Origin of the sequence: Streptomonospora nanhaiensis, assembly GCF_013410565.1 — a bacterium.
In the GTDB taxonomy this organism is placed as follows: domain Bacteria; phylum Actinomycetota; class Actinomycetes; order Streptosporangiales; family Streptosporangiaceae; genus Streptomonospora; species Streptomonospora nanhaiensis.
Genome location: NZ_JACCFO010000001.1, coordinates 3,585,142 through 3,611,399, shown reverse-complemented (window position 1 = coordinate 3,611,399; position 26,258 = coordinate 3,585,142). Strand labels below are relative to the sequence as shown.

Annotated in this window: 26 protein-coding genes; 16 read left to right on the top strand and 10 right to left on the bottom strand. The window is 75.2% G+C overall.

The window, feature by feature from the left end; genetic code table 11:
* The first annotated feature begins 69 nt into the window (after positions 1 to 69).
* The gene (locus tag HNR12_RS15715) at positions 70 to 525 is read left to right on the top strand and encodes a GatB/YqeY domain-containing protein (protein WP_179768185.1); all 456 of its coding nucleotides are present in this window, start codon (positions 70 to 72) and stop codon (positions 523 to 525) included.
* A gap of 190 nt (positions 526 to 715) precedes the next feature.
* Here the strand turns inward: HNR12_RS15715 and HNR12_RS15710 are convergent, their stop codons facing one another.
* On the bottom strand, positions 716 to 3,082 hold the full coding sequence (locus HNR12_RS15710; protein WP_179770647.1) for a penicillin-binding protein: 2,367 nt from the start codon (positions 3,080 to 3,082) through the stop codon (positions 716 to 718).
* Positions 3,083 to 3,543: 461 nt separating this feature from the next.
* On the opposite strand from HNR12_RS15710, the gene HNR12_RS15705 reads away from it, so the two are divergent.
* A complete protein-coding gene (locus tag HNR12_RS15705) occupies positions 3,544 to 3,879 on the top strand; it encodes a WhiB family transcriptional regulator (RefSeq protein ID WP_246425095.1) in 336 nt (111 codons plus the stop codon).
* A gap of 199 nt (positions 3,880 to 4,078) precedes the next feature.
* Here HNR12_RS15705 and HNR12_RS15700 read toward each other — a convergent pair whose 3' ends face one another.
* The gene (locus tag HNR12_RS15700) at positions 4,079 to 5,257 is read right to left on the bottom strand and encodes an ArsA family ATPase (protein ID WP_179768184.1); all 1,179 of its coding nucleotides are present in this window, start codon (positions 5,255 to 5,257) and stop codon (positions 4,079 to 4,081) included.
* Entirely contained in the window at positions 5,254 to 6,279 is a 1,026-nt protein-coding gene (locus tag HNR12_RS15695) for an ArsA-related P-loop ATPase (RefSeq protein ID WP_308118460.1), read from the bottom strand. Before HNR12_RS15695 ends, HNR12_RS15700 begins: the two co-directional genes overlap by 4 nt.
* Positions 6,280 to 6,410: 131 nt before the next feature.
* On the opposite strand from HNR12_RS15695, the gene HNR12_RS15690 reads away from it, so the two are divergent.
* The 4 genes from HNR12_RS15690 to HNR12_RS15675 all read left to right on the top strand — a co-directional run bounded on the left by HNR12_RS15690 (position 6,411) and on the right by HNR12_RS15675 (position 8,759).
* Positions 6,411 to 6,584: a DUF4177 domain-containing protein gene (locus HNR12_RS15690; RefSeq protein ID WP_179770645.1), complete on the top strand. Its 174-nt coding sequence runs from the start codon at positions 6,411 to 6,413 to the stop codon at positions 6,582 to 6,584.
* A complete protein-coding gene (locus HNR12_RS15685) occupies positions 6,584 to 7,045 on the top strand; it encodes a RidA family protein (RefSeq protein ID WP_179768183.1) in 462 nt (153 codons plus the stop codon). The genes HNR12_RS15690 and HNR12_RS15685 overlap by 1 nt, the downstream gene beginning before the upstream one ends.
* A 54-nt stretch (positions 7,046 to 7,099) precedes the next feature.
* A complete protein-coding gene (locus HNR12_RS15680; RefSeq protein ID WP_179768182.1) occupies positions 7,100 to 7,885 on the top strand; it encodes an NUDIX hydrolase in 786 nt (261 codons plus the stop codon).
* A gap of 64 nt (positions 7,886 to 7,949) precedes the next feature.
* Positions 7,950 to 8,759, top strand: a complete 810-nt coding sequence (locus HNR12_RS15675) for an MBL fold metallo-hydrolase (RefSeq protein WP_179768181.1) — start codon at positions 7,950 to 7,952, stop codon at positions 8,757 to 8,759.
* Positions 8,760 to 8,870: 111 nt separating this feature from the next.
* Here HNR12_RS15675 and HNR12_RS15670 read toward each other — a convergent pair whose 3' ends face one another.
* Positions 8,871 to 9,554 (bottom strand): Crp/Fnr family transcriptional regulator, encoded by a 684-nt coding sequence (locus tag HNR12_RS15670; protein ID WP_179768180.1) that lies wholly within the window; start codon positions 9,552 to 9,554, stop codon positions 8,871 to 8,873.
* Between the two features lie 386 nt (positions 9,555 to 9,940).
* Here HNR12_RS15670 and nth point away from each other — a divergent pair, with 386 nt between their 5' ends.
* The 3 genes from nth to HNR12_RS15655 all read left to right on the top strand — a co-directional run bounded on the left by nth (position 9,941) and on the right by HNR12_RS15655 (position 12,618).
* On the top strand, positions 9,941 to 10,618 hold the full coding sequence (gene nth / locus HNR12_RS15665; RefSeq protein WP_246425556.1) for an endonuclease III: 678 nt from the start codon (positions 9,941 to 9,943) through the stop codon (positions 10,616 to 10,618).
* 161 nt (positions 10,619 to 10,779) lie between these two features.
* Positions 10,780 to 11,409 carry an NUDIX hydrolase gene (locus HNR12_RS15660; protein ID WP_246425555.1) on the top strand — a complete coding sequence of 210 codons (630 nt, stop codon included), beginning with the start codon at positions 10,780 to 10,782 and terminating at the stop codon, positions 11,407 to 11,409.
* A gap of 30 nt (positions 11,410 to 11,439) precedes the next feature.
* Positions 11,440 to 12,618: a MarP family serine protease gene (locus HNR12_RS15655; RefSeq protein WP_179770644.1), complete on the top strand. Its 1,179-nt coding sequence runs from the start codon at positions 11,440 to 11,442 to the stop codon at positions 12,616 to 12,618.
* Positions 12,619 to 12,753: 135 nt separating this feature from the next.
* Here the strand turns inward: HNR12_RS15655 and HNR12_RS15650 are convergent, their stop codons facing one another.
* Both HNR12_RS15650 and HNR12_RS15645 read right to left on the bottom strand, forming a co-directional pair.
* Positions 12,754 to 13,305 (bottom strand): ATP-binding protein, encoded by a 552-nt coding sequence (locus HNR12_RS15650; protein ID WP_179768177.1) that lies wholly within the window; start codon positions 13,303 to 13,305, stop codon positions 12,754 to 12,756.
* 19 nt (positions 13,306 to 13,324) lie between these two features.
* Positions 13,325 to 13,672, bottom strand: a complete 348-nt coding sequence (locus HNR12_RS15645; protein WP_179768176.1) for an STAS domain-containing protein — start codon at positions 13,670 to 13,672, stop codon at positions 13,325 to 13,327.
* A gap of 303 nt (positions 13,673 to 13,975) precedes the next feature.
* On the opposite strand from HNR12_RS15645, the gene HNR12_RS15640 reads away from it, so the two are divergent.
* The 3 genes from HNR12_RS15640 to HNR12_RS15630 are packed head-to-tail and all read left to right on the top strand — an operon-like array spanning position 13,976 to position 18,057.
* Positions 13,976 to 16,369, top strand: coding sequence for a DEAD/DEAH box helicase (locus HNR12_RS15640; RefSeq protein ID WP_179768175.1), 2,394 nt, complete (start codon positions 13,976 to 13,978; stop codon positions 16,367 to 16,369).
* A 56-nt stretch (positions 16,370 to 16,425) separates the two neighbouring features.
* Positions 16,426 to 17,085, top strand: coding sequence for a GNAT family N-acetyltransferase (locus tag HNR12_RS15635; RefSeq protein ID WP_179768174.1), 660 nt, complete (start codon positions 16,426 to 16,428; stop codon positions 17,083 to 17,085).
* A 60-nt stretch (positions 17,086 to 17,145) separates the two neighbouring features.
* The gene (locus HNR12_RS15630; RefSeq protein WP_179768173.1) at positions 17,146 to 18,057 is read left to right on the top strand and encodes a hypothetical protein; all 912 of its coding nucleotides are present in this window, start codon (positions 17,146 to 17,148) and stop codon (positions 18,055 to 18,057) included.
* Positions 18,058 to 18,070: 13 nt separating this feature from the next.
* Here the strand turns inward: HNR12_RS15630 and HNR12_RS15625 are convergent, their stop codons facing one another.
* The gene (locus HNR12_RS15625; RefSeq protein ID WP_179768172.1) at positions 18,071 to 18,868 is read right to left on the bottom strand and encodes an ABC transporter permease; all 798 of its coding nucleotides are present in this window, start codon (positions 18,866 to 18,868) and stop codon (positions 18,071 to 18,073) included.
* Positions 18,869 to 19,787: 919 nt separating this feature from the next.
* On the opposite strand from HNR12_RS15625, the gene ssd reads away from it, so the two are divergent.
* The 4 genes from ssd (at position 19,788) to HNR12_RS15605 (ending at position 24,325) form a co-directional block, all read left to right on the top strand.
* Complete coding sequence (gene ssd, locus HNR12_RS15620) at positions 19,788 to 20,897, top strand: septum site-determining protein Ssd (protein ID WP_179768171.1); 1,110 nt, start codon at positions 19,788 to 19,790, stop codon at positions 20,895 to 20,897.
* Between the two features lie 418 nt (positions 20,898 to 21,315).
* Entirely contained in the window at positions 21,316 to 22,512 is a 1,197-nt protein-coding gene (locus tag HNR12_RS15615; protein WP_179770643.1) for a TadA family conjugal transfer-associated ATPase, read from the top strand.
* 245 nt (positions 22,513 to 22,757) lie between these two features.
* The gene (locus tag HNR12_RS15610) at positions 22,758 to 23,558 is read left to right on the top strand and encodes a type II secretion system F family protein (protein WP_246425094.1); all 801 of its coding nucleotides are present in this window, start codon (positions 22,758 to 22,760) and stop codon (positions 23,556 to 23,558) included.
* 20 nt (positions 23,559 to 23,578) lie between these two features.
* Entirely contained in the window at positions 23,579 to 24,325 is a 747-nt protein-coding gene (locus HNR12_RS15605) for a type II secretion system F family protein (RefSeq protein WP_179768170.1), read from the top strand.
* 379 nt (positions 24,326 to 24,704) lie between these two features.
* Here the strand turns inward: HNR12_RS15605 and HNR12_RS15600 are convergent, their stop codons facing one another.
* The 3 genes from HNR12_RS15600 to HNR12_RS15590 form a co-directional block, all read right to left on the bottom strand.
* Positions 24,705 to 25,130 carry an Rv3654c family TadE-like protein gene (locus HNR12_RS15600; RefSeq protein WP_338119767.1) on the bottom strand — a complete coding sequence of 142 codons (426 nt, stop codon included), beginning with the start codon at positions 25,128 to 25,130 and terminating at the stop codon, positions 24,705 to 24,707.
* Between the two features lie 71 nt (positions 25,131 to 25,201).
* Positions 25,202 to 25,594, bottom strand: coding sequence for a TadE family type IV pilus minor pilin (locus tag HNR12_RS15595; protein ID WP_179768169.1), 393 nt, complete (start codon positions 25,592 to 25,594; stop codon positions 25,202 to 25,204).
* Entirely contained in the window at positions 25,572 to 25,709 is a 138-nt protein-coding gene (locus HNR12_RS15590; RefSeq protein WP_179768168.1) for a DUF4244 domain-containing protein, read from the bottom strand. The genes HNR12_RS15595 and HNR12_RS15590 overlap by 23 nt, the downstream gene beginning before the upstream one ends.
* Positions 25,710 to 26,258 lie beyond the last annotated feature (549 nt).

Here is a 26,258-nt window from a genome sequence, read left to right as displayed (position 1 = left end):
GGGGCGCCGCGGCGTGTCCGGGGTAATCGACTCGCCGCCCGGCACGCCGCGAGCCTAAGATCTGTGCCCATGGCCGAATACAAAGACCGCCTGAAAGCCGACCTCACCGCCGCCATGAAGGCGCGCGACGACGTGCGGACGCGGACCCTGCGCATGGTGCTCACCGCGATCTCCACCGAAGAGGTCGCCGGCGAGGCGGTGCGGGAGCTCACCGACGAAGAGGTCGTCCGGCTCATCACCCGCGAGGCCAAGAAGCGCCGCGAGGCCGCCGAGGCGTTCGAGGCGGGCGGGCGCGCCGACCAGGCCGCCGCCGAGCGGGCCGAGGGCGAGGTGCTGGCCGAGTACCTGCCCGAGCCGCTGAGCGACGACGAGCTGCGCGACCTGGTCGCCGCCGCCATCGCCGAGACCGGCGCCGAGGGCCCCAAGGCCATGGGCCAGGTCATGAAGACCGTCACCCCGCGCGCGGCCGGCCGCGCCGACGGCAAGCGGATCTCGGCCGAGGTCAAGCGCCAGCTCACCGGCTGAGGCCGCCGGGCGCGCGGGTCCGCCGGGGCCGCCGGCGCCGCCGGGGCCGCCGGGGCGCCGCGCACCCGGACCCCTTCCGACCGCGGCCGCTCCCCGCACACCGCGCGGACGCGGCGGCGCACACGCCGAAGGGGCGGGCGGCCAGGTCGCCCGCCCCTTCCTCACGCGGTTGCCGGGGGCTCAGGACCCCTCAGTCGCCGTCGACGTCCTCCAGCCGGCCCGGGGCGAACAGCCCCCCGCCGGGAAGGTCGCCGCTGCGCTCCTCGGAGCCGCCGCCGGCGCTGAGGAACACGTTGACGGTGGCGCCCCGCGGCAGCTCCGACCCGGGGTCGGGGTTGACCGCCGCGACGGTGCCCTCGGCCTCGCCGGAGGGCACCCGGGCGGAGGACACGTTGGGCTCGAACCCGGCGTCCTCCAGGGCCGCGACCGCATCGGCCTCCGAGAGCCCCACCACGTCGGGCACGCCGCCCTCGATGTTGGCCGCCTCGTCGGCGTTGGGCCGCGGCGGCGCCTGCGACGTGCCGCCGAACTGCGGCGGCGCCGACGGGAAGCTCTCGGCCGGCAGCTCCTCGGTGGCCCGGGCCATGGTCTCCTGCCAGATCGGGCCGGGGATGGTGGCCCCGAACACCTCGCTGTAGTAGCGGTCGCCGATGGTGACGTTGCGCAGCGGGTAGTTCTGCGGCCCGCGCGGGTCGCCGACGAACACGGTGCCCGCCAGGTTGGGGGTGTAGCCCGCGAACCAGGCGCTCGCCGAGCCGTCGGTGGTGCCGGTCTTGGCGGCGGCCGGGCGGCCGATCTCCAGACCGGAGGTGGTGCCGCCGTTGAACGTCTGCTGCAGCAGGTAGCTCACGCCCGCCGCGACGTCCTTGTCGATGACCTGCTCGCACTCCGGCTTGATCTCGATGGTCTCGCCGGACTGGCGGTCCTCGATGGAGGTGATGGCCTGCGGCTCGCACAGCTTGCCGCCCGAGGCGAACACCGCGTAGGCGTTGGCCATGGTCAGGGGGGAGACCTCCTCGCTGCCCAGGGTGAAGGAGTTGTTGGCCTGGGTGCGGTCGTTGTCGAACGACGTGCCGTCGGCCCGGTGGATGCCCAGCCGCTCGGCCATCTTGATGACGTTGCACAGCCCGACGTCGGCCTGCAGGTGCGCGAAGTAGGTGTTCACCGACCCCTTCGTGCCGCTGATCATGTTGTGGCTGCTGCCGCCCTTGGTGTCGCCGGAGTTGCTCAGCGTCCAGTCGGCCAGGGTCCCGCCGTTGCAGTTGCGCTGGCCGGTGATGGTCGTGGTGTTGCCCGAGCTGTAGGACGTGCCGAAGCCCATGCCCTGGTCCAGCGCGGCGGCCAGCGTGATCGGCTTGAAGGTCGAGCCCGCCTGGAAGCCGGTGCTGCCGCCGTGGTTCATGTCGGTGGCGAAGTTGATCGAGGTCTCGCCGAGGTTGGACTCGTCGGGGCCGTAGTTGCGGCTCTGCGCCATGGCGCGGATCTCGCCCGTGCCGGGCTCGACCAGGACCTCGGCGGCCACCTTGCGGGACTCGTTGCGGCGCGGCACCCACTTGTCGACCGCGTCCTGCGCGGCCTCCTGCATGTCGGAGTCGACCGTGGTGTGGATGCGCAGACCGGCCGTGCGCAGCCAGCGGGCGCGCTCGGTCTCGTTCTCGCCGTAGCGCTCGTTCTGCTCGATCTCCTGCACGACGTAGTCGCAGAAGAACGGCATCTTGCTGGGCATGCAGCCGTTGCTGGGGGTGCTGACGTCGAGGTCGAGTTCGGTGGCCTTGGCCTCGTCGGCCTCGGCCTGGGTGATGTAGCCGGTCTCGACCATGCGGTCGAGCACCACGTTGCGGCGGTCGGTCGCGTCCTCGGGGTTGAGGCGCGGGTTGTACAGGTAGGGGTAGCGGACCGTCCCGGCCAGGGTGGCGGCCTGGGCGAGGTTGAGTTCGTCGGCGCTGACCCCGAAGAAGTGCTTGGCGGCGGACTCCGCGCCGTAGGCGCCGTCGCCGAAGTACGCGATGTTGAGGTAGCCCTCCAGGATCTCGTCCTTGGTCATGCGCTGTTCGAGGGCGACGGCGTAGCGGAGTTCGCGGATCTTGCGGCCGAGGGTGGTCTCGCGCGCCTCCTCCTGCTCGGCCTGGGTGTCGGCGCTCTCCACCAGCACGTTCTTGACGTACTGCTGGGTGAGCGACGAACCGCCCTCGACGTCGCCGCTGAGGGTGCGCAGCGCGGCGCGGAACGTGCCGCCGATGTCGATGCCGCCGTGCTCGTAGAAGTGGGAGTCCTCCATGGCGATGATGGCCTCGCGCATGACCGGGGCCATGTCGTCGAGTTCGACCAGCTCCCGGTTCTGGTCGTAGATCTCGGCGATGACCTCGCCATCGCGGTCGAGGATGACCGACCGCTGCGGGGGAGGCGGGGTCTCCAGTTCGCTGGGCATGTTCAAGAAGCCGGTGGCGACGTTGCGGGCGGTGATGCCGAGCCCGCCGATGGCCGGCAGCGCCAGCGCCGCCACGAGCACACCGGCGACGATTCCGACGCCTAGGAGTTGACCGATTTTTTGCAGCATTGTCCCCTGACCCACCCCCTCAGATTACGTGTGAACCGCGATGAGTGGTGTCGCGAGCGCCGGGTGTTTTCGGGGAGGGGAGGACGCCGTGGACACCTGCGGCACCAAGCCGCATTCCATTGTGGATGCACCGCGGAGCGGTCGGGACCGGCAAGGGCTTTCAGCCGGACCGAAACGGCGGACCGAGGGTGGTCCGCCGGGTGCAATGACCCACCCGGACTAGATCGGAAATGGGCCGGATGGGGCTGTTGATCGAGACTTGCGGACCGTATCTTCGTCCCCAGCGATCGCGAGGGTATGCGGCACCCGCGCGACGTCGCTCTCCGCAACCGCGCGGTCGCTCTCGGCGGTTCGCGGGCGGCGCGCCGAAAAGCCGCACCTTCCGCAGCGCCCGGGTCGGCGACCGCGCCCGCCGACCCGTCGGCCGCATCGGGTCAATGGGGAATTGGGGAGTGGGATTCATGTGGACGCCGGGGTGGGCCGCGCGCGGCCTGTGCCGAAAGACCGACCCTGACGCGCTTTTCGTCCAGGGCGCAGCGCAGAACCGGGCGAAACTCATCTGCCGGGGCTGCCCCGTGCGCACGGAGTGCCTGGCCGACGCCCTCGACAACCGGATCGAGTTCGGCGTGTGGGGGGGAATGACCGAGCGCGAGCGCCGCGCGCTGCTGCGCCGCCGCCCCGACGTCTCCTCGTGGGCGGAGCTGCTGTCCAATGCCCGCCGCGAGTACGAGCGGCGCGAGCCCCGGCCCGCGCTCTCCGCGCCGCGCGACGGCACCGGCGACCTCCTCTCGCGCTGACGGCCCGGACCGGCGGTGGACCCTCGCACCGCCGGGCGCGCCTGGCGCGCCGGACCGGAGGAACCGTGGGTCCCGCCGTGCGGCGCGGCAGCCGCAGCCGCACGGCGGTGCGGTCCCGCTTTCCCGCGGGGCCGCCGGTAAACACCTCGGGCGCGCGTGCCGCCGGCGCTGCCGCTCAACACCGGGCCGCCCCGCCCGGCTACCCCGCCGGGCGGCCCGCCAGCGCGCGGCCGATTTCGGCCAACCCGGCGAGGTCGTGCACGTCCTCGGGACGGGCCGGAACCTCCACCGCGGGCACCTGGGGGTGGGCCGCCGCCAGCCGGTCCATCAGGTGCCGCTCACGCGCGGCCACCCGCATCCGCTCGGCGTGCAGCCGCAGGGCGGCCCCGGCCAGCGGGTGCTCGCCCGAGGCCGCCAGCTCCGCCGCGGCGGCCCGCGCGGTGTCCTCGGCCAGTCCGGGCACGCCCGTGCGGTGCACGCGGTTGAGCACCACCCCGGCCAGCGGCATGCGGTCCCGGCGCAGCCGCTCGATGAAGTACGCCGCCTCGCGCAGCGCGTCGCCCTCGGGCGCCGCCACCACGACGAACCCGGTACCGCGCGCCTGGAGCAGCCGGTAGGTGCGCTCCGCGCGCTCCTGGAACCCGCCGAACACCGCGTCGAAGGCCCCCACGAACCGCTGCACGTCGGAGAGCACCTGGGCGCCCACCACCTTGGCGATGATCCCGGTGACCATGCCCACCCCGGCGCCCAGCAGCTTGAAGGCGCCGGTGGCGGGCGGCGCCCCCAGGATGCGGATCAGCCGGCTGTCCAGGAACCGCCCCAGGCGCTTGGGCGCGTCCAGGAAGTCCAGCGCCGACCGGCTCGGCGGGGTGTCGACGATGATCAGGTCCCAGTCGCCGGACTGCCGCAGCTGGCCCAGCTTCTCCATGGCCATGTACTCCTGCGTGCCGGAGAAGCTGGAGGACAGCGACTGGTAGAACGGGTTGGCCAGGATCTGCCGCGCGCGTTCGGGGTCGGCGTGCGCCTCGACGATCTCGTCGAAGGTGCGCTTCATGTCCAGCATCATCGCGTGCAGCGTGCCGGGCGGCGCGGCGCCGTCCACGGCCGGCAGCGGCACCGGGCGCGGGGTGTTGTCCAGCTCGGTCAGGCCCATCGACTGCGCCAGCCGGCGCGCGGGGTCGACCGTGATCACCACGGCGCCGCGCCCGTGCTCGGCGGCCCGCACCCCCAGCGCGGCGGCGGTGGTGGTCTTGCCCACCCCGCCCGAGCCGCAGCAGACGATGATGCGGGTCGCGCGGTCGGCCAGGAGCGCGTCGACGTCGAAGGGCGGCGCGGCGGCGGGGGGCGCGGCGCCGCCCGCGGGATCGGCGGGGCTCACCGGCCCACCCCCTGCTCGGCCAGGCGTGCCGCGAGCGCGCCCACGTCGCCCGCGCGCACGCCGTCGGGCAGCAGCGGCAGCTCCAGCCGGGGCAGGTCGACCGCGTCGAGCCGGGCGCGGATGCGCTCCTCCACCGCCACCCGGACGGCGTGGTCGCGCACCTCCTCGGCCAGGCCGCGCGCGGTGTCCTCGGGGTCGGCCAGGCCGACCGCCTTCAGCCCCCGCGCCAGCGCGTCGAGGTCGAGGCCGCCGGCGGCGGCGCCGGCCAGCGCGGCGGGGTCAAGCAGCGGCGGGCGGACCATGTTGACCAGGATCGAGCCCACGGCGAGCCCGGCGGCGCGGACCTCGGCGATCCCGTCGACGGTCTCCTGCGCGGGCATCTCCTCCAGCACGGTCACGAAGTGGACCGCGGTCTGGGGCGAGCGGATCACCGCCATCACCTTGTCGGCGTGGTTGCGGATCGGGCCCACGCGCGCCAGCCCGGCGACCTCGGCGTTGACGTTGAGGAACTGGGCGACACGACCGGTGGGCGGGGCGTCCAGCACCACGGAGTCGTAGGCGTAGGGGCGGTCGGCGGGCTCCCGGCCGCCGCGCCGCCCCGCGCCCTCGCGGCGGCGCACCGCCTCGGTGGCCTTGCCGGTCAGCAGGACGTCACGCACGCCGGGCGCGATCGTGGTGGCGAAGTCGACGGCCCCGAACCGGGTCAGCACCTGCCCGGCCCGGCGCATGCCGTAGAACATCTCCAGGTACTCCAGCAGCGCGGCCTCGGGGTCGGCCGCCAGCGCGTACACCCGGCCGCCGCCGGGCGCGTCGGCCACCGGCCGCTCGGCGTAGGGCAGCGGGGGGATCCCGAAGAGCTGGGCGATCCCCTGGCGGCCCTCGACCTCGACCAGCAGCACCCGCCGCCCGCCGGAGGCCAGCGCGACGGCGAGGGCGGCGGCGGCCGTGGTCTTGCCGGTACCGCCCTTGCCGGTGACGACGTGGAGCCGCACGGGGGCCCCGCCGCGATCGCGTGCACTCACTCCTCGGAGTGTATGTAACGGCCGCCGGGCGGTGATCGGCCGCCGCGCCTGCGCGCCGGCGGGACGACGGGGTTGGCGCAACGCCCGGGCGAGGGCCGGTGGTGACGGCGGCGGTCAGTAAAGTGACCGCTATGACGAAGTGGGAGTACGCGACCGTGCCGTTGCTGTCGCACGCGACGAAGCAGATTCTCGACAACTGGGGGCAGGACGGCTGGGAGCTGGTCTCGGTCATCCCCGGCCCCTCGGTCGACGGTGATCCGCGCAACCAGCAGCTGGTCGCCTACATGAAGCGGGAGAAGGCGTGATGGCCACCCCCGAGGACCGCATCGCCGAACTCGGCCTGACCCTGCCCGAGGTGGTGGCGCCGGTGGCGGCCTACCGCCCCACGGTGCGCACCGGCGACCACGTCTACGTCTCCGGACAGGTCCCGATGGTCCAGGGCAGCCCGGCCGGCACCGGCAAGGTCGGCGCCGAGGTCACCCCGGAACGCGCCAAGGAGCTGGCCGCCGTCTGCGCGCTCAACGCCGTGGCCGCCCTCAAGGCCGAACTCGGCGAGCTGTCGCGGGTGCGGCGCGTGGTGAAGCTGCTGGGGTTCGTCGCCAGCGACCCCTCCTTCACCGGCCAGGCGCAGGTGGTCAACGGCGCCAGCGAACTGCTCGGCGAGATCTTCGGCGAGGCGGGTACACACGCACGCAGTGCCGTCGGCGTCGCCGTGCTCCCGCTGGACGTCCCGGTCGAAGTGGAGATGATCGTCGAGGCCGACTGACCCGGCCACCGGCCGCGGCGGCGCTCGTTCACCAGACCCCCGGGGAGGGCGCTCATGACCAACACGGACTCCGGCGGCGGTGTGCCGGTCCGCCCGGCCGCCACCGTAATGCTGCTGCGCGAGCGCCCCGGCCTGGAGGTGTACCTGCTGCGGCGGGTGCGCTCCATGCCGTTCGCCCCGGGGGTCTACGTGTTCCCCGGCGGCGGGGTCGACGACCGCGACACCGACCGCGGCGTCCGCTGGGCCGGCCCCTCGCCCGCGGCGTGGGCCGAGGTCCTGGGCACCGCCGAGCCCCTCGCCCGGGCGCTGGTCTGCGCGGCGGTCCGCGAGACCTTCGAGGAGTCCGGCGTGCTGCTGGCCGGGCCCGCGGAGTCCGGCCCGGTCGCCGACACCCGCGGCCCCGACTGGGAGGCCGACCGCGCCGCGCTGGTCGACCGCTCCCTGGCGTTCAGCGCGTTCCTGGACCGCCGGGGCCTGGTGCTGCGCACCGACCTGCTGCGGGCGTGGTCGCGCTGGATCACCCCCGAGGGCGAGCCCCGCCGCTACGACACCCGCTTCTTCGCCGCCGCGCTGCCCGACGGCCAGTCCACCCGCGACGTCGGCGGCGAGGCCGACCGCGTGGCCTGGCTCGACCCCGCCGAGGCGGTGGCCGCCTGGCGGCGCGGCGACCTCGCCATGCTGCCGCCCACCGCCTACTCCTGCGCCTCGCTCGCCGAGTGCGGGTCGCTGGCCGCGGTCATGGCGGCCCCGCGCGACCTCAGCCCCGTCCGGCCCGAGCTGCGCGAGGTCGACGGCCGCGTCCGCGTCGTCGTGCCCGGCGCGGCCCCCGACACGCCGTGACACCCCCTCCCGTCCCGCTGACAACCCCCCGCCGGCTCCGGCCGGCGAGAGAGACCGAGGTGTGATGAGGATCGACGGCTCTGGAACCCTGCGCGCCAACTGCGTCCTGTGCCCCAACCCCGGGCCCATGACCCTCGACGGCACCAACACCTGGGTGCTGCGCGAGCCGGGGTCGCGCGGCGTGGTCGTGGTCGACCCCGGACCGCACGACGAGCGCCACCTCGAACGGGTCGCCCGCACGGTGCAGGAGCAGGGCGCGCAGGTGGCGGTGGCGCTGCTGAGCCACCACCACGGCGACCACAGCGACGGCGCGCGCTACTTCACCGAACTGACCGGGGCGCCGGTGCGCGCGGTCGACCCCGCGCTGCGGATCGAGGGCGAGGGGCTGACCGACGGTGAGGTGATCGAGGTCGACGGCCTGGAGCTGCGGGTCCTGGCCACCCCCGGGCACACCGCCGACTCCCTCAGCTTCCATCTGCCGGCCGACGACGTCGTGCTGACGGGCGACACCGTGCTCGGCACGGGCACCACCGTCATCGCCGACGAGGACGGCCTGTCGGCGTACATGGAGTCGCTGTACCGGCTGCGCGACCTCGTGGTGACCGCCGACGTGCGGGCGCTGCTGCCGGGCCACGGCCCAATCTGCACCGAGCCGCTGGCCAAGCTGACCGAGTACATCGACCACCGGGAGTCGCGGCTGGCGCAGGTGACCGACGCGGTGCGCGCGGGCGCCGACACCCCCGCGCGGATCGTGGCGCGGGTCTACGCCGGGATCGACGACGCGGTGCGCCCGGCCGCGGAGGCCTCGGTGCGGGCGCAGTTGCGCTACCTGGCCAAGCGCGGCGACATCCCCGCCGGACTCGGCCAGGACTGAGCACGCGGGCGCAGGACTGAGCGCGCGGGCGCGCCACCGCGGAGGGCCGACACGACAAAGCCCGGCGCGCGGCCGGGCCCGGTCGTCTCGGCGCCGCGGGGCGCCCGCGGGTCAGCGGGCGCGGCGGCGCATGCGCTCGACGTCGAGCAGCACCACGGCCTTGGCCTCGATCCGCAGCCAGCCGCGCAGCGCGAACTCCGCCAGCGCCTTGTTCACGGTCTCACGGGAGGCGCCGACGAGCTGGGCCAGCTCCTCCTGGGTGAGGTCGTGGTGCACGTGCAGGCCGTCCTCGCCCTCCTTGCCGAAGCGCTCGGCGAGGTCCAGGAGCTGACCGGCCACGCGCCCGGGGACGTCGGTGAACACCAGGTCGCTCATGACGTCGTTGGTGCGCCGCAGCCGGCTGGCGAGCGCCTTGAGCAGCTGCAGGGAGACCTGCGGCTGCTGGGCGAGGAAGGGGCGCAGGTCGTCGTGGCCCAGCCCGGCGAGCACGGCGTCGGTGACGGCGACGGCGCTGGCGGTGCGCGGGCGCGGGTCGAACAGCGACAGCTCGCCGAACATCTCGCCCGGGCCGAGCACGCTCAGCAGGTTCTCGCGGCCGTCGACGGCGGCGCGGGTCAGCTTCATCTTCCCGCTGAGGATGACGTAGAGGCGGTCGCCCTCGTCGCCCTCGGAGAAGAGGGTCTGGCCGCGGCCCAGCCGGACCTCACTGACCGAGGCGCGCAGCGCCGCGGCGCCCTCCTCGTCGAGCGCCTCGAAAAGAGGGGCTTTCCGCAGCACCTCGTTGGTCTCGTCCACCACTTCCTCCTTGCACGCCTGCCCGCCAACAGTGTGACGTATATCGCACCCCGATGGGAAACGAAGCTGTTATCTCGGCTTGTCGTCGGGGTGACAAGCCGACCGCCACGGTCGGCGTCAGTACGTCGATCCTAGTTCCTCCGGCGTGTTGGACCGCGTGCGGCCCGCCGATGTGTGGATATTGCCGACATCGACCGCAGGCGTCGCGGCGGCCGGACCGGCCGTTCCGGATCGATGCGCGGCGGCGGGTACGTAGTCTGTGGGGCGTGCCCGGTGATCCTGCCCAGTCAACCCCCACGCCCGCCGCGCGGCCGGCGCCGACCCCGGAGCGGCGCGTCCGGCCCTCCGACACCTCCGCGACTCCCACGGGTGAGTCACGCCTCGCACTGGTGAGACGTGCCCGACGGATAAACCGGGAATTGGCCCGGTTGTATCCCGACGCGCACTGTGAGCTTGATTTCACCAATCCGCTGGAGCTGCTGGTCGCGACCATCCTGTCGGCCCAGTGCACCGACAAGCGGGTCAACATGGTCACGCCCAAGCTCTTCGCGCGCTACACCAGCGCGGCCGACTACGCCGGCGCCGACCGCGAGGAGCTGGAGGGGCTGATCCGCTCCACGGGGTTCTACCGGTCCAAGGCCAACAGCATCATCGGGCTGGGCCGCCGGCTGTGCGACGAGCACGGCGGCGAGGTCCCCGGCGACCTCGACGCGCTGGTGCGGCTGCCCGGGGTGGGCCGCAAGACCGCCAACGTGGTGCTGGGCAACGCCTTCGGTGTGCCCGGTATCACCGTCGACACCCACTTCGGGCGGCTGGTGCGGCGCTTCCGCTGGACCGCCCACACCGACCCCGTGAAGGTCGAGCACGAGATCGGCGACCTGTTCCCGCCCAAGGACTGGACCCTGCTGTCGCACCGCCTGATCTGGCACGGCCGCCGGATCTGCCACTCGCGCCGGCCCGCGTGCGGGGCCTGCGCGCTGGCCCGCTGGTGCCCGTCGTTCGGCGAGGGGCCCACCGACGAGGAGACCGCCGCCGCGCTCGTCCGGAATGGGCCGTTCTCCTAGGCGGTTCGGTTGTTCGCAGGGCACCATGGCCGGGGAGGGACGGGGACAGCATGACCGATGGACACAGCGGTGAGGCGGACGGCGCGTTGAGGGGGCGTCCGGGCGCGCCCGAGATCAGCACGCCCGAGTGGCTGGCGTCGCTGGCGCGGGCCGGCACCCGCATGGCCGTGCCCGCCGCGATGCGCCCGCCCGAGACCGGCGGGCGCCGCTCGGCGGTGCTCATCCTCTTCGGCGAGGGCGAGCACGGCCCGGACGTGCTGCTGATCCAGCGCAACGACAACCTGCGCCGGCACGCCGGCCAGCCCGCGTTCCCCGGCGGGTCCTTCGAGCCCCACGACGAGAGCGCCGAGGCGTGCGCCGTGCGCGAGGCCGTCGAGGAGACCGGGGTCGACCCCGCCGGCATCGAACTCCTGGGCCGGCTGCCCGAGCTGTACATCCGCCACAGCGGGTTCCGCGTGGTCCCGGTCCTGGCGTGGTGGCGCGAGCCCTCCGCCGTCCACCCGGCCGACACCCACGAGGTCGCCGAGGTCGTGCGGGTGCCCGTCGCCGAACTCGCCGACCCCGCCAACCGGGTCCGGGTGCGCCACCCCAACGGCGGCACCGGCCCGGCGTTCCGGGTGCGCGGCCTGCTGGTGTGGGGGTTCACCGCCGCGATCCTGAACCGGCTGCTCGTCCTGGGCGGGTGGGAGCGCCCGTGGCTCGACGGCGCCGCCGTGGAGCCCCTGCCGCTTCCCGGCGCGGGCGCCGCGGAGCGCTCCAGGGCACGGGCGCCGCGCGGCCCGGGGAGCTGATGCGATCGTGAGGTGGTGATGGACGGCATCCTGCTGGACGCGGTCCTCGTCGTCCTGGTCGTGCTGTTCGCCGTCTCGGGATACCGGCAGGGCTTCATCGTCGGCGTCATGAGCTTCGCCGGGTTCCTCGGCGGCGGGATCGCCGCCGCGCTCGGCGCGCCGCCCCTCATCCAGCGCCTGGTCACCGACCCCAGCCGCCAGGCCCTGCTCGCGGTCGCCGTGGTGTTCCTGTGCGCGGCGATGGGCCAGTTCTGCGCCTCCTACCTCGGCGCGGTCATGCGCAACCGCGTCACCGGCGACTCCGCGCGGGTGCTCGACGCAATGGGCGGCGCGCTCGTCAGCGGCGCCTCGGTACTGCTGGTGGCCTGGCTGGTGGGCAGCGCGGTGGCCAACTCCGCCATCCCCGTGATCAACACCCAGGTGCAGGACTCCCGCGTGCTGCACGCGGTGGACCGCGCCATGCCCGAGGTCGCCCAGACCTGGTTCTCCACCTTCCGCCGCATCGTCGACCAGAGCGCGTTCCCGCAGGTCTTCAGCGGTCTGGGCTCGGGCGAGCCGGCCGAGGTGCGCCCGCCCGACCCCTCCGTCCTCAACACCGCCGGGCTGCGCGAGGCCAGCCAGAGCGTGGTCAAGGTGCTGGGCACCGCGCCGTCCTGCCAGCGGCGGGTCGAGGGCACCGGGTTCGTCTACGAGGACGGCCGGGTCATGACCAACGCCCACGTGGTCGCCGGGGTCACCCAGGACCTGCGGGTGGTGACCCGCTCGGGCCAGCAGGTGCCCGCCGAGGTGGTGCTCTACGACCCCCAGCAGGACATCGCCGTGCTGGAGGTGGAGGGGCTCGACCTCGACCCGCTGGAGTTCGAGACCGAGGCCGACAAGGGCGACAGCGCGGTCGTGGCGGGCTTCCCCCGCAACAACGGGTTCACGGCGGTGCCGGCGCGCATCCGTGCCGAGCAGACCGCGCAGGGGCCCGACTTCTACCACTCCCAGCAGGTCAGCCGCGAGATCTACCAGATCCGCGCCGAGGTCCGCCCGGGCAACTCCGGCGGACCGCTGATCTCGCCGCGGGGCACGGTCTACGGCGTGGTGTTCGCCGCCGCCACCAACGAGGACGAGACCGGCTACGTGCTCACCGCGCACGAGGTCGCCGAGAACGCGCGCCGGGGCGCCGAGGCCACCGAGCCGGTGTCCACCCAGGAGTGCGACTAGCGGGCGGCGTGCGGGGGCGCGCGGCGCCGCGGCGGGGAACGCGTCGGCGGCCGGGCCGGGGGCGGCGCCTGCCGCGCCCCGGCGCACGGCCGCCGAGAGGAAGGGGGTGATCCGCGCCCGCGCGGGCGGGGCGGATCACCCGACGAGTTCGGAGTCCGCCTCCGGGTCGGTGCGCTCCAGGGGCCAGCTCATCCGGACGACGGTGCCGTCCTCGTTGGGTTCGATGCTGACCTCGTCGGCCAGGCCGAGGATGACGGCGAGCCCGACATCGGGCGACAGCCCCGAGACCCCGCCGGGCGGGGTGGGTTCGTCGCCCAGGCGGACCTCGCCGTGGGCGGCGGAGCCGCCGAGGTCGGCGGCCGGCTCCTTGGCCGGGGCCCGGTCGAAGACCACCACCTCGAACCGCTGGCCGCGGTGGCCGTTGTGCGGTGCGCGCGTGGGGCCCGCCGGCGCCGCGGCCGCGCCGCGCGGCCCTCCGCCGTCGATCAGGTCGAGCTGGATGGGCTGGCTGGGGCAGTGCAGGCGATGCGCCTCGACCGCGCGGGAGCACGCCTCGCCGACCGCCAGGCGGATCTCGTCGAGGGCGGATTCCGCGATGCCCGCCCGCCGGGCCACGGCCGTGGCCATCAGTCGGGCGGTCCGGACGTGGGCGGGCAGCGCGCTGATCGTGAGCTGGACGAGTGCCATGGTTTCGCTCGAACGGAAACTACTTCGACTTGCGTTTGTCGATGGCGTCCTGCACCGATTCGTAGATGCCGAAGACCTTGGTCAGCCCGGTGATCCGGAAGATCTTCAGGATGCGCTCCTGGGTGCAGACCAGGTCGAGCGTGCCGTCGTGCGCACGCACCCGCTTCAGGCCGCCCACGAGCACCCCGAGGCCGGTGGAGTCGAGGAACTCCACCTTCTCCATGTTCACGACCAGGTGGAAGTTGCCCTTGTTGACCAGGTCGATCAGGAGCTCACGCAGCCGGGGCGCGGTATAGACGTCGATCTCACCCTCGACGACGACGATCTCGGTGTCGTCCTGTGTGTGGTGATCAAGCTTCAAGTCCACTAGTCCTCCAGCGCCGAACCGCGAATGGCCGCGGGTGATCTCTGCCGGGCGTTACCCCACAGTGCGGCATTCAACCACGCTCGGCCTTCGTCTCTGCCTGTTTATGCACAACAAAACCACGACAGCGCGGGTCTCTTCCCCCGGATGCCACACTGAAACAGGGGTCGATCGGTGTCATCGCATGAGCTGCCTGTCGAGGAGGGTGTCGGGGTGTTTGGAGCGGAGCCCCGTGCACAGGGGGGCGCGGCCCACTGGGAGTCCACACTCCGACGCTTGTGGCGTGACCATACCCGCAACTCCCAGGTGACACATGTTGAGCACCTGCCGGGTGTCCGCGGAGTAAGTGAAGACTGGCCAGCGTGGACACCGCCCTCCGTACGGGAGCGGCTGGCTGAGCAGGGGATCACGGCTCCGTGGTCCCACCAGGTCGCCGCCGCGGATCTCGCGCGCTCCGGTAGCAATGTGATCATAGCCACGGGCACCGCCTCGGGGAAATCACTGGGATACCTCCTGCCCTGCGCCGAAGCCCTCGGCGAGGGCGGCACGGTGCTGTACCTGTCCCCGGCCAAGGCCCTGGCCGCCGACCAGCTGCGCTCCCTGACCGCGCTGGGCCTGCCCGGGCTGCGCGCCGCCACCTACGACGGCGACACCCCCCAGGCCGAACGCGCCTGGGTGCGGGCCAACGCCAACTACGTGCTCACCAACCCCGACATGCTGCACCACGCCGTGCTGGGGCGGCACGCGGCGTGGTCGGGCTTCCTGCGCCGGCTGCGCTATGTGGTGGTCGACGAGGCGCACCGCTACCGGGGCGTGTTCGGCTCCCACGTCGCCCAGATCCTGCGCCGCCTGCGCCGGGTGTGCGCCCGCTACCGCCGCGACCCCGTGTTCATCCTGGCCTCGGCCACCACCGGCACGCCCGAGGAGAGCGCGTGCCGGCTGATCGGCGCGCCGGTGGCCGCCGTCACCGAGGACGCCTCGCCCCGCCCTGCGCTCAGCTTCGCGCTGGTCGAACCCGAACTCACCGACGACACCGGCGAGCACGGCGCCCCGGTGCGGCGCACGGCCACCGCCGAGGCCGCCGCGGTGCTGGCCGACCTCGTCGGCGAGGGCGTGCGCACGCTGGCGTTCGTCCGCTCGCGCCAGGCCTCGGAGGTCGTCGCGCTGACGGCCCAGCGCATCCTGCGCGAACGCGACGCCCGCGCCCGCTCGGCCCCGCCGCCCGACGACCCCTGGCTGCTGCCCGAGCCCGGCGCCGAGGCCGCGGCCGCCGAGCCGGACCCGCCCACCGAGGGCGCGGCCGCCGCCTCCCCCACGGAGGGCACCGCCCCCGACGGCACCGCCGGGTCCGCCGAGCTCCGCGGCCGCCTCGCCGAACGCGTCGCCGCCTACCGCGCGGGCTACCTCGCCACCGACCGGCGCGGTCTGGAGGAGTCGCTGCGCACCGGCGACCTCCTGGGGCTGGCCACCACCAACGCGCTCGAACTCGGGGTGGACATCACCGGCCTGGACGCCGTGCTGATCACCGGCTGGCCGGGCACGCTGGCCTCGCTGTGGCAGCAGGCCGGCCGGGCCGGGCGCACCGGGCGCGACGCGCTCGCGGTGTTCATCGCCCGCGACGACCCGCTCGACACCTACCTGGTGCACCACCCCGAGGCCGTGTTCGGCCGCCCCGTCGAGGCCACCGTCATCGACCCCGCCAACCCCTACGTCCTGGGCCCGCACCTGTGCGCGGCGGCGGCCGAGATCCCCCTCACCGAGGACGACCTCCCGCTGTTCGGCCCGGGCGCCGAGCGGGTGCTGGCCGACCTCGTCGACCGCGGCCTGCTGCGGCGGCGCCCGCGCGGCTGGTTCTGGACCCGCCGCGACCGCCCCAGCGCCCTCGCCGACATCCGCGGCGCGGGCGGCCCGCCCGTGCAGATCGTGGAGTCCGCCAGCGGGCAGTTGCTGGGCACCGTCGACGAGGCCGCCGCCCACGGCACCGTCCACGAGGGCGCGGTCTACCTGCACCAGGGGCTCACCTACGTGGTCGAGGAGCTGGACCTGGAGAACGGCGTGGCGCTGGTGCGCGGCGAGGCCCCCGACTACAGCACGTGGGCGCGCGACACCACCGAGATCGAGGTGCTGCGCACCGAGCGCGACGAGGCGTGGGGCCCCGACGCCGCCGTGCACTTCGGCGAGGTCGAGGTCACCCGGCAGGTGGTGTCCTACCTCAAGCGCGACATCCGCACGGGCGCCGTGCTGGGCGAGCAGGTGCTGGACCTCCCGGAGCGGCGGCTGAACTCCCGCGCGGTGTGGTGGACGCTCTCGCCCGAGGCCGCCGACCGCCTGCGCAAGGCCGACGTCGACGTCCGCGGCGCGGCCCACGCCGCCGAGCACGCCGCCATCGGCCTGCTGCCGCTGTTCGCCACCTGCGACCGCTGGGACATCGGCGGCGTCTCCACCGCCCTGCACGCCGACACCGGCTGCCTCACGGTCTTCGTCTACGACGGCCACGAGGGCGGCGCGGGCTTCGCCGAGCGCGGCTACGCGGCGGCGCGGGACTGGCTCACCGCCACCCGCCAGGCCATCGCCGACTGCGAGTGCGCCGACGGCTGCCCCTCCTGCATCCAGTCGCCCAAGTGCGGCAGCGGCAACGACCCCCTGAGCAAGGCGGGCGCCCTGCGGCTGATCGACACCCTGCTCGCCGGCGGGGTCTAGCCGGGCGAAAACCGGTGGAGGAGGCGCCGCGGGCCTTCACCGGATAATCGGCGGGTATGACGATGCGGAACTGGCCCTCGGCCGACCTCGTACTGCGCACCCCCCGCCTGGAGCTGCGGCTGCCCGGCCTCGCCGAACTCGACGCGCTGGGCGACCTCGCCGCCGAGGGGGTGCACGACCCCGCCGAGATGCCCTTCGCCGTCCCCTGGACCGACGCGCCGCCGGCCGAGCGGGCGCGCGCGGTGGCGCAGTACCACTGGAAGACTTTGGGCGAGCTGCGCACCGAGGACTGGCGGCTGCCGTTCGCCGTCTTCGCCGACGGCGTCCCCGTCGGCATCCAGGAGATCGCCGCCCGCGACTTCGCGGTGGCGCGCACGGTCCACACGGGCTCCTGGCTGGGCCTGCGCCACCAGGGCCGGGGCATCGGCACCGAGATGCGGCGGGCCGTGCTGCACCTGGCGTTCGAGGAGCTGGGCGCCGAAGCCGCCATCACCTCGGTGCTGGGCGGCAACACCCGCTCGATGGGCGTCTCGCGCCGGCTCGGCTACCGCGACAACGGGATCACCTGGATCTCCCTGCGCGGCCGGCGGCGCGCCGACCACCGGATGCTGCTGGAGCGCGCCGACTGGCGTGTCGACCCCGCGCACCCGGTGCGGGTGACCGGCCTGGAGCGCTGCCGTTCCCTCCTGGGCTGTGAAACGCCGGACCGGCCCTGATGGCGATTTCCCTCCGGTGTCTGTACGGTGCCAGGATCCACCGCGCCGGAAGGGAGCGACGTGAGCGGCGATCAGGAGGACGGTCTGCGCTCGGAGCTGGTCACTGGCATGCGCAGGGCACTGGAGAACGCGTCGGCCGAGGAGCTGGCCCGCGATCCCCAGGGCGCGCTGCGGCTGGCGTCGCTGGCCGCGCGGCTGGCCTATGAGATGCTCCGCCACGACCACCTGCGGACGGCGGCCGACCACGTCCGGAAGCGCTGGGGCGAGGGCGCCGTCCGGCAGGGGCCCGTCGACGCCGCCGAGGTGGGCCGCCGCCTGGGCGCGCTGCGCGAGCGGCTGGACCGGCCGCACACCCCGGCGGAGATCGCCGCGGCGGCCACCGGGTTCGCCGGCGCGCTGCTGCCGGGCGACGCCGAGGCCGCCCGCGCGCACGAGACCGCCGCCGCCGTCCTGCGCTTCACGACCGCCCGGTCGGAGGCGCGGGGGCGCCTGGAGGCCGCGGCCGCCGAGGCGGCCGCCCTGGCCACGCTGCACCCCGGCAGCGCCGACCTCGGCTGGGCGCACGGGTTCGTCCAGAAGGTCGCCGCGACGGAGGCCGCCCACCAGGCGGAGCTGTGGCTCTTCCCCGCGGCGGACCCGCAGGTGCCCGCCGACCCCGCCGCCCGCGAGTACGAGGTGCGGCGCCTGCTGGCGCGCCGGTCGCTCAGGGAGCCGAAGTTCCGCAAGGACGTCCGCACGGCCCTGGGGGATCTGGTCAAGGCCGAGCGCGGCCGGGACGCGGGGCGGGCGGAGGAGGCGGCCGCCCGCCTGTCGGCCCTGCTGCACGGTGCCGCCAACGCGGCACCGGGCGTGCGCCCCCTCCGCTCCCGGCCCCTCACCCCCGAGGCCCTGAAGCACTCCGGCAGCGCCTCCCGGCCGACGCGCCGCTTCCCGCTCGGCCCGCCGCGCTCCCGCCGCCAAAGCCCCGGCTAGCGGGGCGGAGCCCTCAGCCCCGGCGGACCAGGGCGCGGACGCTGACGGCGCAGCCGACCGCGCACCAGGCCAGCAGCACGGCGAGGTCCGGCCAGGCCGCGCCGTAGTCGTCGGCGAGCATGCCCGCGCGCAGCAGGTCGGCGGCGGGCCGGAACGGCAGCACGTCGTGCACGGCCGCGAACCACGCGGGCAGCCGGCTCGCCGGGAAGGTGACCGGCGAGAAGAGCATCACGAAGAACACCAGGACCTGGGACGTGAGCTGCGCCGGCAGCGGGGGCATGAGCACCGCGATCGCGTAGCCGACCACCGCCGCCATCACCGCGGCCAGGACGGCCGCGCCCACCAGCAGCGGCCAGTCGAAGCTGTAGCGCAGGCCGTACCGCAGCCACGCCACGGCCAGCGCGACGGGGATGCCCGGCAGGGCGACGACCAGCCACACCGTCAGGTCGGCGAGCAGGAGGAGCGGGCGCGGCACCGGCAGGGCGCGCAGGTAGGTGAACGTGCCGCCGGCGCGCGACTGCGCCACCCCCTGGGGGACCAGGACGAGGCCGACGACCATCAGCAGCACCGTGGGCGCGCCGGTGGCCAGGAACCCGGCGGCGGCGGTGTCGGCGCCGGGGATGAGGAACCCGAACCCGACGATGATCCCGGCGGCGAGCAGCACCTGGACCACGACGACCATCGGCAGGGCCATGCCGATCTGGAACACGGTCCAGCGCAGCAGCGTGGCGTAGGTCGTCCACAGTCCCGGGCGGGGCGGAACGCGGGGCGCTACCCGGACCGGCGGGGCGGCGTAGGGCAAACCAGTCATCCGGCGCCGCATATCTCATAAGGTGAGACAAAATCGGTGCCTTTCACGACGATCTGGCATCCACGGTCGCCCGAGTGAACGAAAATGCAGGATCGTCGCCTGCAAAAGGCGGCATATGGGACAAGGTGGCGGTTTAGCGGCCCCAGGTGTCTCATCATGTGGACATCGCGTGCTACCGGTGGCCTCGGGGCCTCCATGTGACAGTCAAATGAAAGAGCAAACCGGGGCAATCACCCCATAACAAGCACGCGTGAACCGACGACATGACGGTTTCCGTCCCCGGCCCTCGCCCAGGGGCCCCCGAGTACCGCCATCCGCCCAGACCGAGGCCGCTCCCCGAACCACCCGCTGTCCTCGGTGCCTCGCCGACACCCGGCCCGGCCGGCGCGCGAGCATCGGCCCCGCCGGCGTGAGCACCCGTGGCCGCTCGCCTCCGCCCTCGCGGCCCTCGGCGCCTCGTCACCGCCCCCGGCCCACTGCCGTGGCCGCCGGTAATCGCCTTCCCGCCCCCCGCCCCCTGCCGCCTTCGGTGCCTCGTCTCCACCTCAACCGTCCGCGACCGCAAGCGGTGCCCGCTCGCCCGAACCGCCGCCGTCCTCGGTGCACCGCCACTGCCCGAGCCCACCGACATCAGCACCGGTCACCGCTCGCTTCGTGCTGCGCTGTCCTCGTCCCCCGCGGCCGTCCCGCGGGCCCGGATCCCCACCGCTCAGCCCGGCCGCACGGGCTGGGGACCGGCGACCGACTTCCCAGCCGGCTGCCCGACAGCGCTGACACGGGCAGGGACCTGCGGCATTGCCAGGGAGGACACAGCGGCGGCGGGAACTGGCGCGGTTTATCCACAGCCGGTGGATTCGACTTTCGGGGCCGGGGTCCGCGCGGCGACGGTGGAGTGAGTCCACCAAGCCAGGAGGTCCGCATGGACACCACCGCCCCCGCGCGTCCGCTGTTCGTCACCGACCACGCCGAACTCCTCGACGACCTCCTGCGGCTGGCCGCCGCCGCGGGTGTCGAGGCCACCGTCGCCCATCATCCCGCGCACGCCGCCGCAGAGTGGGCGCGGGCTCCGGCCGTGGTGGTCGGCGCCGACCTTCTCCAGGCCGCCTGCGACCTCGGGTTGCGCCCGCGCCCGCACGTGGTGGTCGCCGTGCTCGGCGGTGCCGACACCGCCGTGTGGGAGGCCGCGCTGCGGCTGGGCGCCGAGTCCGTGCTGCGTCTGCCCGACGACGAGTCCCGTCTTTCGGGGGTGCTCGCCGACTCCGCGCACGCCAGGCCCGGGCGCGGCCGCGTCGTCTCCGTGGTCGGCGGGCGCGGCGGAGCCGGCGCGAGCGTGCTCGCTGTGGCGCTGGCCCTGGCCGGACGGCGGGCCGACCTCGACTCCGCACTGGTCGACACCGATCCCCTCGGCTGCGGTCTCGATCTCCTCCTGGGCGCCGAACACGCCGACGGCGCCCGCTGGGGCGACCTCGTCGGGCGGGAGGGCCGGCTGAACTGGACGGCCCTGCGCGCCGCGCTGCCCCGCGTCCACGGGATCACGCTCGTCACGTGGGAGCGCGGGCCCGCCGATCCGGTGCCGTCGGCCGCCGTGCGGGCCGTGGTCTCCTGCGCCGCCCGAGGCGCCGACCTCGTGGTCGCCGACCTCCCGCGCGGCCTCGGTCCCGCAGCCGAGGACGTCCTGCGCCGCACCACCCTCGCGCTGCTCGTCGTCACCGCCGACCTGCCCGGCGTCATCGCCGCCAACCGCCTTCTGCCGCGCCTGCGCGCGACCGCCGCCAATGCCCGGGTCGTCATCGGCAGCGGCGCCGCCGACCTCTCCGCCTCCGACGTCACCGATGCGCTCAGCCTGCCGCTCGCCGGGCGCGTACCGCCCGACCGCGAACTCGCCCGCACCCTCCGCCTCGGCCTTCCCCCCGCCCAGCACCGCTCCTCACCCCTGGCCGCCTTCGCCGACCGCGTCGTCGCCGACCTCCTGCGCACCACCCCGGCAGCGGCATCGGCCCCCGGACCCTTCGCCACGGAGGCACCATGACCGTCTTGCCTTCTCCGTGGATCCCCGGTCCCGGGACCGGGACCGCGGCCGCTTGGCCGCGCTCCCGTGCCCGGCCGGTGCCGCGTGCCGGTGCGGCACCCGCAGAACTCCCACCACCGGTGCCGGTCGCCGCACGGTGCCGGTGTCATCCCCCTCCGTTGAGCAAGGAGCCCGCATGACCATCCCGCGGTTTCCGTGGACCCCTTCACCCCGGCCCGCCCCCGCGCCCGCTGCGCCCGCGCCCGCTCCTGCGCCGGCGTCCTCGCCCCCGCGCGCTCCCGCGCCCCCGCCCCCGCACGGGACCGCGGCCGCCGTGGCGCCCCGTCACCGGGCACGGCAGCACCACCGTGGGGTGGAGACGCCGCGCGTGGGCGGCGGCCGTGCGGCCGAGCCCGGCGCCGCGACCGCGTCCGGCCCTGTGGCGGAGGCGGCGGCACCGCCGCCCGACCTGGTGGCGGCCGTGCGCACCCGCCTGGCGCGCGACGGCCGCGACCCCACCCCGGCGCAGGTGGCGGCGGCCGTGCGCGCCGAGGGCCGCACCCTCGGCGACGCCGAGGTGCTGTCGGTCGTCCGTCTGCTGCGCGCCGACATCGCCGGAGCCGGTCCGCTCGATCCGCTGCTGAGCGATCCCGGAATCACCGACATCCTCGTCAACGGCCCCGCCGAGGTGTGGATCGATGACGGCGCCGGGCTGCGTCCCGCTCCCGGCATCCGATTCCCCGACCACGACTCCGTGCGCCGCCTGGCCCAGCGGCTGGCCGCCCAGGCGGGCCGCCGGCTCGACACGGCGGCTCCCTGGGTCGACGCGCGGCTGCCCGGCGGAGCGCGGCTGCACGCCGTGCTTCCGCCGATCGCGCCCGAGGGCGCGTGCCTCTCCCTCCGCCTGCCGCGCCGGACCGCGTTCAGCCTCCGCGAACTCGTGGCCTCCGGCACCGCGCCCGAGTCCGGCGCGCGGCTGCTGCGCGCGGTCGTCACCGCCCGCGCCGCCCTCCTGGTCTCCGGGGGCACCGGCACCGGCAAGACCACGCTCCTGTCGAGCCTGCTGTCGCTTGCCTCGCCCGACGAACGCCTGGTGCTGGTCGAGGACTCCGCCGAACTCCGCCCCGAGCATCCGCACGTGGTCCGCCTCCAGGCGCGCCCGCCCAACATCGAGGGCACGGGCGAGGTAAGCATCCGCGACCTCGTCCGCCAGGCCCTGCGCATGCGCCCCGACCGCCTCGTGGTCGGCGAGGTCCGCGGGCCCGAGGTCGTCGATCTGCTGGCGGCCCTGAACACCGGCCATGAGGGCGGCGGCGGCACCCTGCACGCCAACGCCGCCGCCGACGTGCCCGCCCGCATCGAGGCCCTGGCCTGCGCCGCCGGGCTCACCCGCGAGGCCGTCCACAGCCAACTCGCGGCCACCCGCGCGCTCGTCGTGCACCTGGTCCGGACCCCCGAGGGTGCCCGCCGCGTCGCCGAGGTCCGCGTCCTGACCCGCGACACCGCCGGACTCGTGCACGCGCTCCCGGCCGTCGGGTTCGGCCCGTTCGGCGAACTCCGCGAACACGAGGCCCTGCCCGCCCTCACCGCCCGGATCGGCGCGCACTGGCTGTCGCCGGACCACCCTCCCCTCTGACCTCCTCCGCGGACGAGCGCCGCGCACGGAACGCACACGCACGGCGCGCGGCCCGGGCCCACCGAGGCGGCCGGGGCGGGGGCCGGGGCGGGAGACAAGCCATGCGCCCGGGGTCACCCCGGACGACGCCGGGGCGTCTTCGGGCGGTGCACCCGGTCGGACGGTACCGAGCTGAGGCACCACCTCATCACCTGACGCGGACAAACGGACAAACGGATAAACGCACACGTCGACAAGGGGTACGGATGACCGAGAGCCTGCGGGAACTCCTCCACGCCATGGGCGGGGCGGGCGGCTGGCTCCTGGGCGCCGGTGCGCTGCTGGGTGTGCTGGTGGCGCTGGTGCCGGGCGTGGGCGCGGTCCGGGTCCGAGGGCTGATGGCGGAGCCGATACGGCGCCCGCCGCCGGGGGCGACCGGCCGATCCGGCCTGGCCGCGGTCGCAGCGCGGCTGCGCGGCGCGGTCGACGACCGGCTCGGCCGCGTCGCCGCCGTGCGGCGGCGGGCGGTGGTGGAGCTGTGCCGGGTGCTCGCGGCCGAGTTGCGTGCCGGACGGGACCCCAACGCCGCTGTGGACTCCGCCGTCACCGAACTCGAACCCGGCGTGCGCGCCGACTTCGCGCCGTTGGGCGCCGCCGCGCGCACCGGGCAGGACCTCGCCGCACCGCTGCGCGGCCTCGCCGCCCTGCGCGGCGCGGGCGGGCTGGCCTACCTCGCCGCCTGCTGGCGGGTGGCCGCCGCGACCGGCGCCGGACTGGCGGACGTGGTCGACCGCCTGGCCGACGCCCTCGCCGACGAGGACGCCCGCCGCCGCGAACTGAACGCCCAGCTCGCCGGGCCGCGCGCCACCGCCGCCATGCTCAGCGCGCTGCCCGTCCTGGGTCTGGCCATGGCGGGTGCGCTGGGCGGGGCGCCGCTCGCCTTCCTGTTCACCACCCCCGCCGGGCTGGTCTGCCTGGCCGCCGGCCTCCTGCTCGACACCGCCGGCCTGCTGTGGACCCGGCGCATGGTGCGGGGAGTCCTGGCCGCCACCTACGGAACGGAGTGAGGGAGCGGAGTGAGCACCCCATGACCTGGCCGGAGCTCGCCGTGGTCGTCCTGGGCACGGCCGCGGCCACGCTGCTCACCGGCTCGGCGCGGCCCTGGGCGCGGCGGCGCGTGCGCGCGCTGCTGCCGCCACGGACCCCGCCCCGGCGCCGGCGCGGCGGTGCGCGGCTGCGGCGCGCGGTCCTGCTGTGGGGCGTGCCGGCGGTGCCCGCGTTGACGCTGCTCGTCGTGGTGGGTCCGCTGAGCGCCGTGGTGGCGGGGCTGCCGATCGGCGCGGCGCTGCGGTGGCGCCTGGCGCGCGGCGACGGCGCGGCCGGCGGCGCCGCACGCTCGGTGGCGGGGCTGCCGATCGCCGTCGACCTGCTGGTGGCCGGGCTGCGGGCGGGCGGCACCATGGCCGACGTGCTCGCGGCCGTGGCCGACGCGGTCGGCGATGGCCCGGCGGGGCGGGCGTTCGGCCAGGTGGCCGAGCAGGTGCGCCTGGGCGCCGAGCCGGGAGCCGCCTGGGGCGGCACCGCGCACCCACCGGAGTTCGCGACGGTGGGCCGGGCGCTCGCCCGCGCCGCCCGCACCGGCGCGCCGGTGGCCGACATCCTGGAGCGCCAGGCCGCCGAGATCCGCGCCGCCCTCCGCAGCCGCGCCCAGGCGAGCACCCAGCGGCTCGGCGTGCTGGCGGTGATCCCGCTGGGGCTGTGCTTCCTGCCCGCGTTCGTGCTGATCGGCGTGGTTCCCCTGGCCGCCGGTCTGCTGACCGGCCTGGGTACTTAATGACCCGGGTTCTCCATGACTGGCGACCGCCCCAACGCCAGGGACCCCGGGTGAAGCGTCGACGACCGCCATCGCCGCTGGGCCGCCGAAGCGCCTTCGAAGCCGCCCGGCCCCACGCCCCACGCGCGCTGATGCGGTGGGCCGCATCCACCGGCTGGGCGGCATCCACTCCACCGCCGTGCACGCCCGCACCCACGCCGCCGGCGCCGGCGCTTGGGAACAGGGCTCCGGCCCCAGACACAAGCCGCGCCGGCCCTCGGAGGCCTCCCCAGGGCGGACGGGGTGTCGTCCGAGGCGGGTGTCCGCAGGGCCATGGCGGCAAGGGCTGCCGCACGGAAGGAAAGGGCGGGTGGGCGCATCGCTGCCGGAGGCCAGGGGTTCACCGGTGGCCGAAGACCGCCGGTGAGCCGTGCGGGCCCGCGCGGGACTGGGCGGTGACCGTGCCGCGCACCGACCGGGCGGGGACCCGCACGGTCACCCGCAGACTGAGGTCGGCGGCGAGGTCGCAGCCCGTGAGGGCGGCGCCGTTGGCCTCGGCGGCCGCGCGCGCCGCCGCGCAGGCGGGTTCGCGGCCCAGGGCGGCGTGCTCGGCCCCGGCGAGCGCCGCGAGGTCGGCCGCCGAGGCGGCGCGGTGGTGGTCGGCCCGCACCCCCGCCACAAGGACGACCGTCAGCGCTGTGGACCACACCAGGGCGCACAGGGTCAGCACCCAGACGGTGCCGGACCCCCGTTCGGGATCGGCGGGGCGGGCGGCAGCGCTGAGGGGGTGCGGTGTCCGGGGCGGCGAAATGGTGGCCGGGGGCACGGGTCGGCTCCTTCTGGTGCACTTCGGATGCGGATTCAGGGAAGACACCGCCACGGCGCGGCTGCCGCGGGTCAGTCGTGGGGGAGCGCGGCGGCCGGCGGTGCGGCACCCGGTTCGCCCTCCAACGGTGTGGCGGCGCGCGCGATAACCGGGACCGCGAGGTCGTCCCACGGTCCGAGCGGCACGCGCGCCGCGACGCGGACGCGGGCGAACCCGGAGTCGGCGGTGAGGGAGATGTCGGCGGATTCGGGCGCGGATTCGGCCGCCAGGGCGTGCGCGGCCTCGGCGGGATCGCCGCGTGCGAGGGCCCGCGCGCCGACGCGGGCGGCGTCGACGCAGGCGATGTAGGCTCCGGCGGCGTGGACGGTCGCGACGGCAAGGCCCAGCACCAGCACCAGGCTCGGCAGCGCGACCGCGATCTCGGCCGTGGCGGAGCCCCGGTCAGCCCCCGGACCGCAGCGCATCGGTGACGATCCCCAGCAGGGTGTCGCGGACCTCGGCGCTGTTCAGGACGGCGAACAGCACAGCCGCGAACGCGCACGCCGTGACCGTGCCCACCGCGTACTCCGCTGTGGACATGCCGCGTTCGCGAAGGCCGGTGGGTGGCGGCCCGGTGAGAGGGCGGCCAGGCCGAGTGCGGCGGCCGCCCGGCGCCGCCCCGGCACCGGGCGGCCGCCCCGCCCGCGCGCGATGACACCGGGGCGCGGACACGGGCCGGGCGCGCGGCCCGCGCGGACGAAGAGGGAGAGGGGACGGGGACATGGCTGCCTCCAGGTTCCGAAACGACGCGCGGCCCCTGCGGCCCGCGCCCTGCACCCAGCGTGCGTGCGGCGGGTCCGGTGGCGAAAACGCAATCCCCAGGTTGTGGATAACTTGTCCCGTCGAGGCACAAGGCCTCGCCCCGGCCCTGTACGCATGCCGCGTGACGTGCTCGGACGTCAAGGAAAAAGGCCCGCCTCCGTCGGTCACCGCAGTGGGCGCGCGACGGACGCCGCGGGCGGAGGGACGGACGCCGCGGCGGGGAGGAAAAGGACAGTGCCGGGTACCGATGGGCGCTGTGTCGTCCCCACCGGTACCCGGCATCACCTGACCGCGCGGGCAGGTGGCCTCCCGGGCCGAAGCCGACCG

What these genes read in the sequence shown, in the direction of transcription:
- HNR12_RS15715 (WP_179768185.1), top strand. Translation starts at nt 70, where the DNA reads ATGGCCGAATACAAAGACCGCCTGAAAGCCGACCTCACCGCCGCCATG.
- HNR12_RS15710 (WP_179770647.1), bottom strand. Translation starts at nt 3,082, where the DNA reads ATGCTGCAAAAAATCGGTCAACTCCTAGGCGTCGGAATCGTCGCCGGT.
- HNR12_RS15705 (WP_246425095.1), top strand. Translation starts at nt 3,544, where the DNA reads ATGTGGACGCCGGGGTGGGCCGCGCGCGGCCTGTGCCGAAAGACCGAC.
- HNR12_RS15690 (WP_179770645.1), top strand. Translation starts at nt 6,411, where the DNA reads ATGACGAAGTGGGAGTACGCGACCGTGCCGTTGCTGTCGCACGCGACG.
- HNR12_RS15685 (WP_179768183.1), top strand. Translation starts at nt 6,584, where the DNA reads ATGGCCACCCCCGAGGACCGCATCGCCGAACTCGGCCTGACCCTGCCC.
- HNR12_RS15680 (WP_179768182.1), top strand. Translation starts at nt 7,100, where the DNA reads ATGACCAACACGGACTCCGGCGGCGGTGTGCCGGTCCGCCCGGCCGCC.
- HNR12_RS15675 (WP_179768181.1), top strand. Translation starts at nt 7,950, where the DNA reads ATGAGGATCGACGGCTCTGGAACCCTGCGCGCCAACTGCGTCCTGTGC.
- HNR12_RS15660 (WP_246425555.1), top strand. Translation starts at nt 10,780, where the DNA reads ATGGCCGTGCCCGCCGCGATGCGCCCGCCCGAGACCGGCGGGCGCCGC.
- HNR12_RS15650 (WP_179768177.1), bottom strand. Translation starts at nt 13,305, where the DNA reads ATGGCACTCGTCCAGCTCACGATCAGCGCGCTGCCCGCCCACGTCCGG.
- HNR12_RS15635 (WP_179768174.1), top strand. Translation starts at nt 16,426, where the DNA reads ATGACGATGCGGAACTGGCCCTCGGCCGACCTCGTACTGCGCACCCCC.
- HNR12_RS15625 (WP_179768172.1), bottom strand. Translation starts at nt 18,868, where the DNA reads ATGACTGGTTTGCCCTACGCCGCCCCGCCGGTCCGGGTAGCGCCCCGC.
- ssd (WP_179768171.1), top strand. Translation starts at nt 19,788, where the DNA reads ATGGACACCACCGCCCCCGCGCGTCCGCTGTTCGTCACCGACCACGCC.
- HNR12_RS15610 (WP_246425094.1), top strand. Translation starts at nt 22,758, where the DNA reads ATGACCGAGAGCCTGCGGGAACTCCTCCACGCCATGGGCGGGGCGGGC.
- HNR12_RS15605 (WP_179768170.1), top strand. Translation starts at nt 23,579, where the DNA reads ATGACCTGGCCGGAGCTCGCCGTGGTCGTCCTGGGCACGGCCGCGGCC.
- HNR12_RS15595 (WP_179768169.1), bottom strand. Translation starts at nt 25,594, where the DNA reads ATGCGCTGCGGTCCGGGGGCTGACCGGGGCTCCGCCACGGCCGAGATC.
- HNR12_RS15590 (WP_179768168.1), bottom strand. Translation starts at nt 25,709, where the DNA reads ATGTCCACAGCGGAGTACGCGGTGGGCACGGTCACGGCGTGCGCGTTC.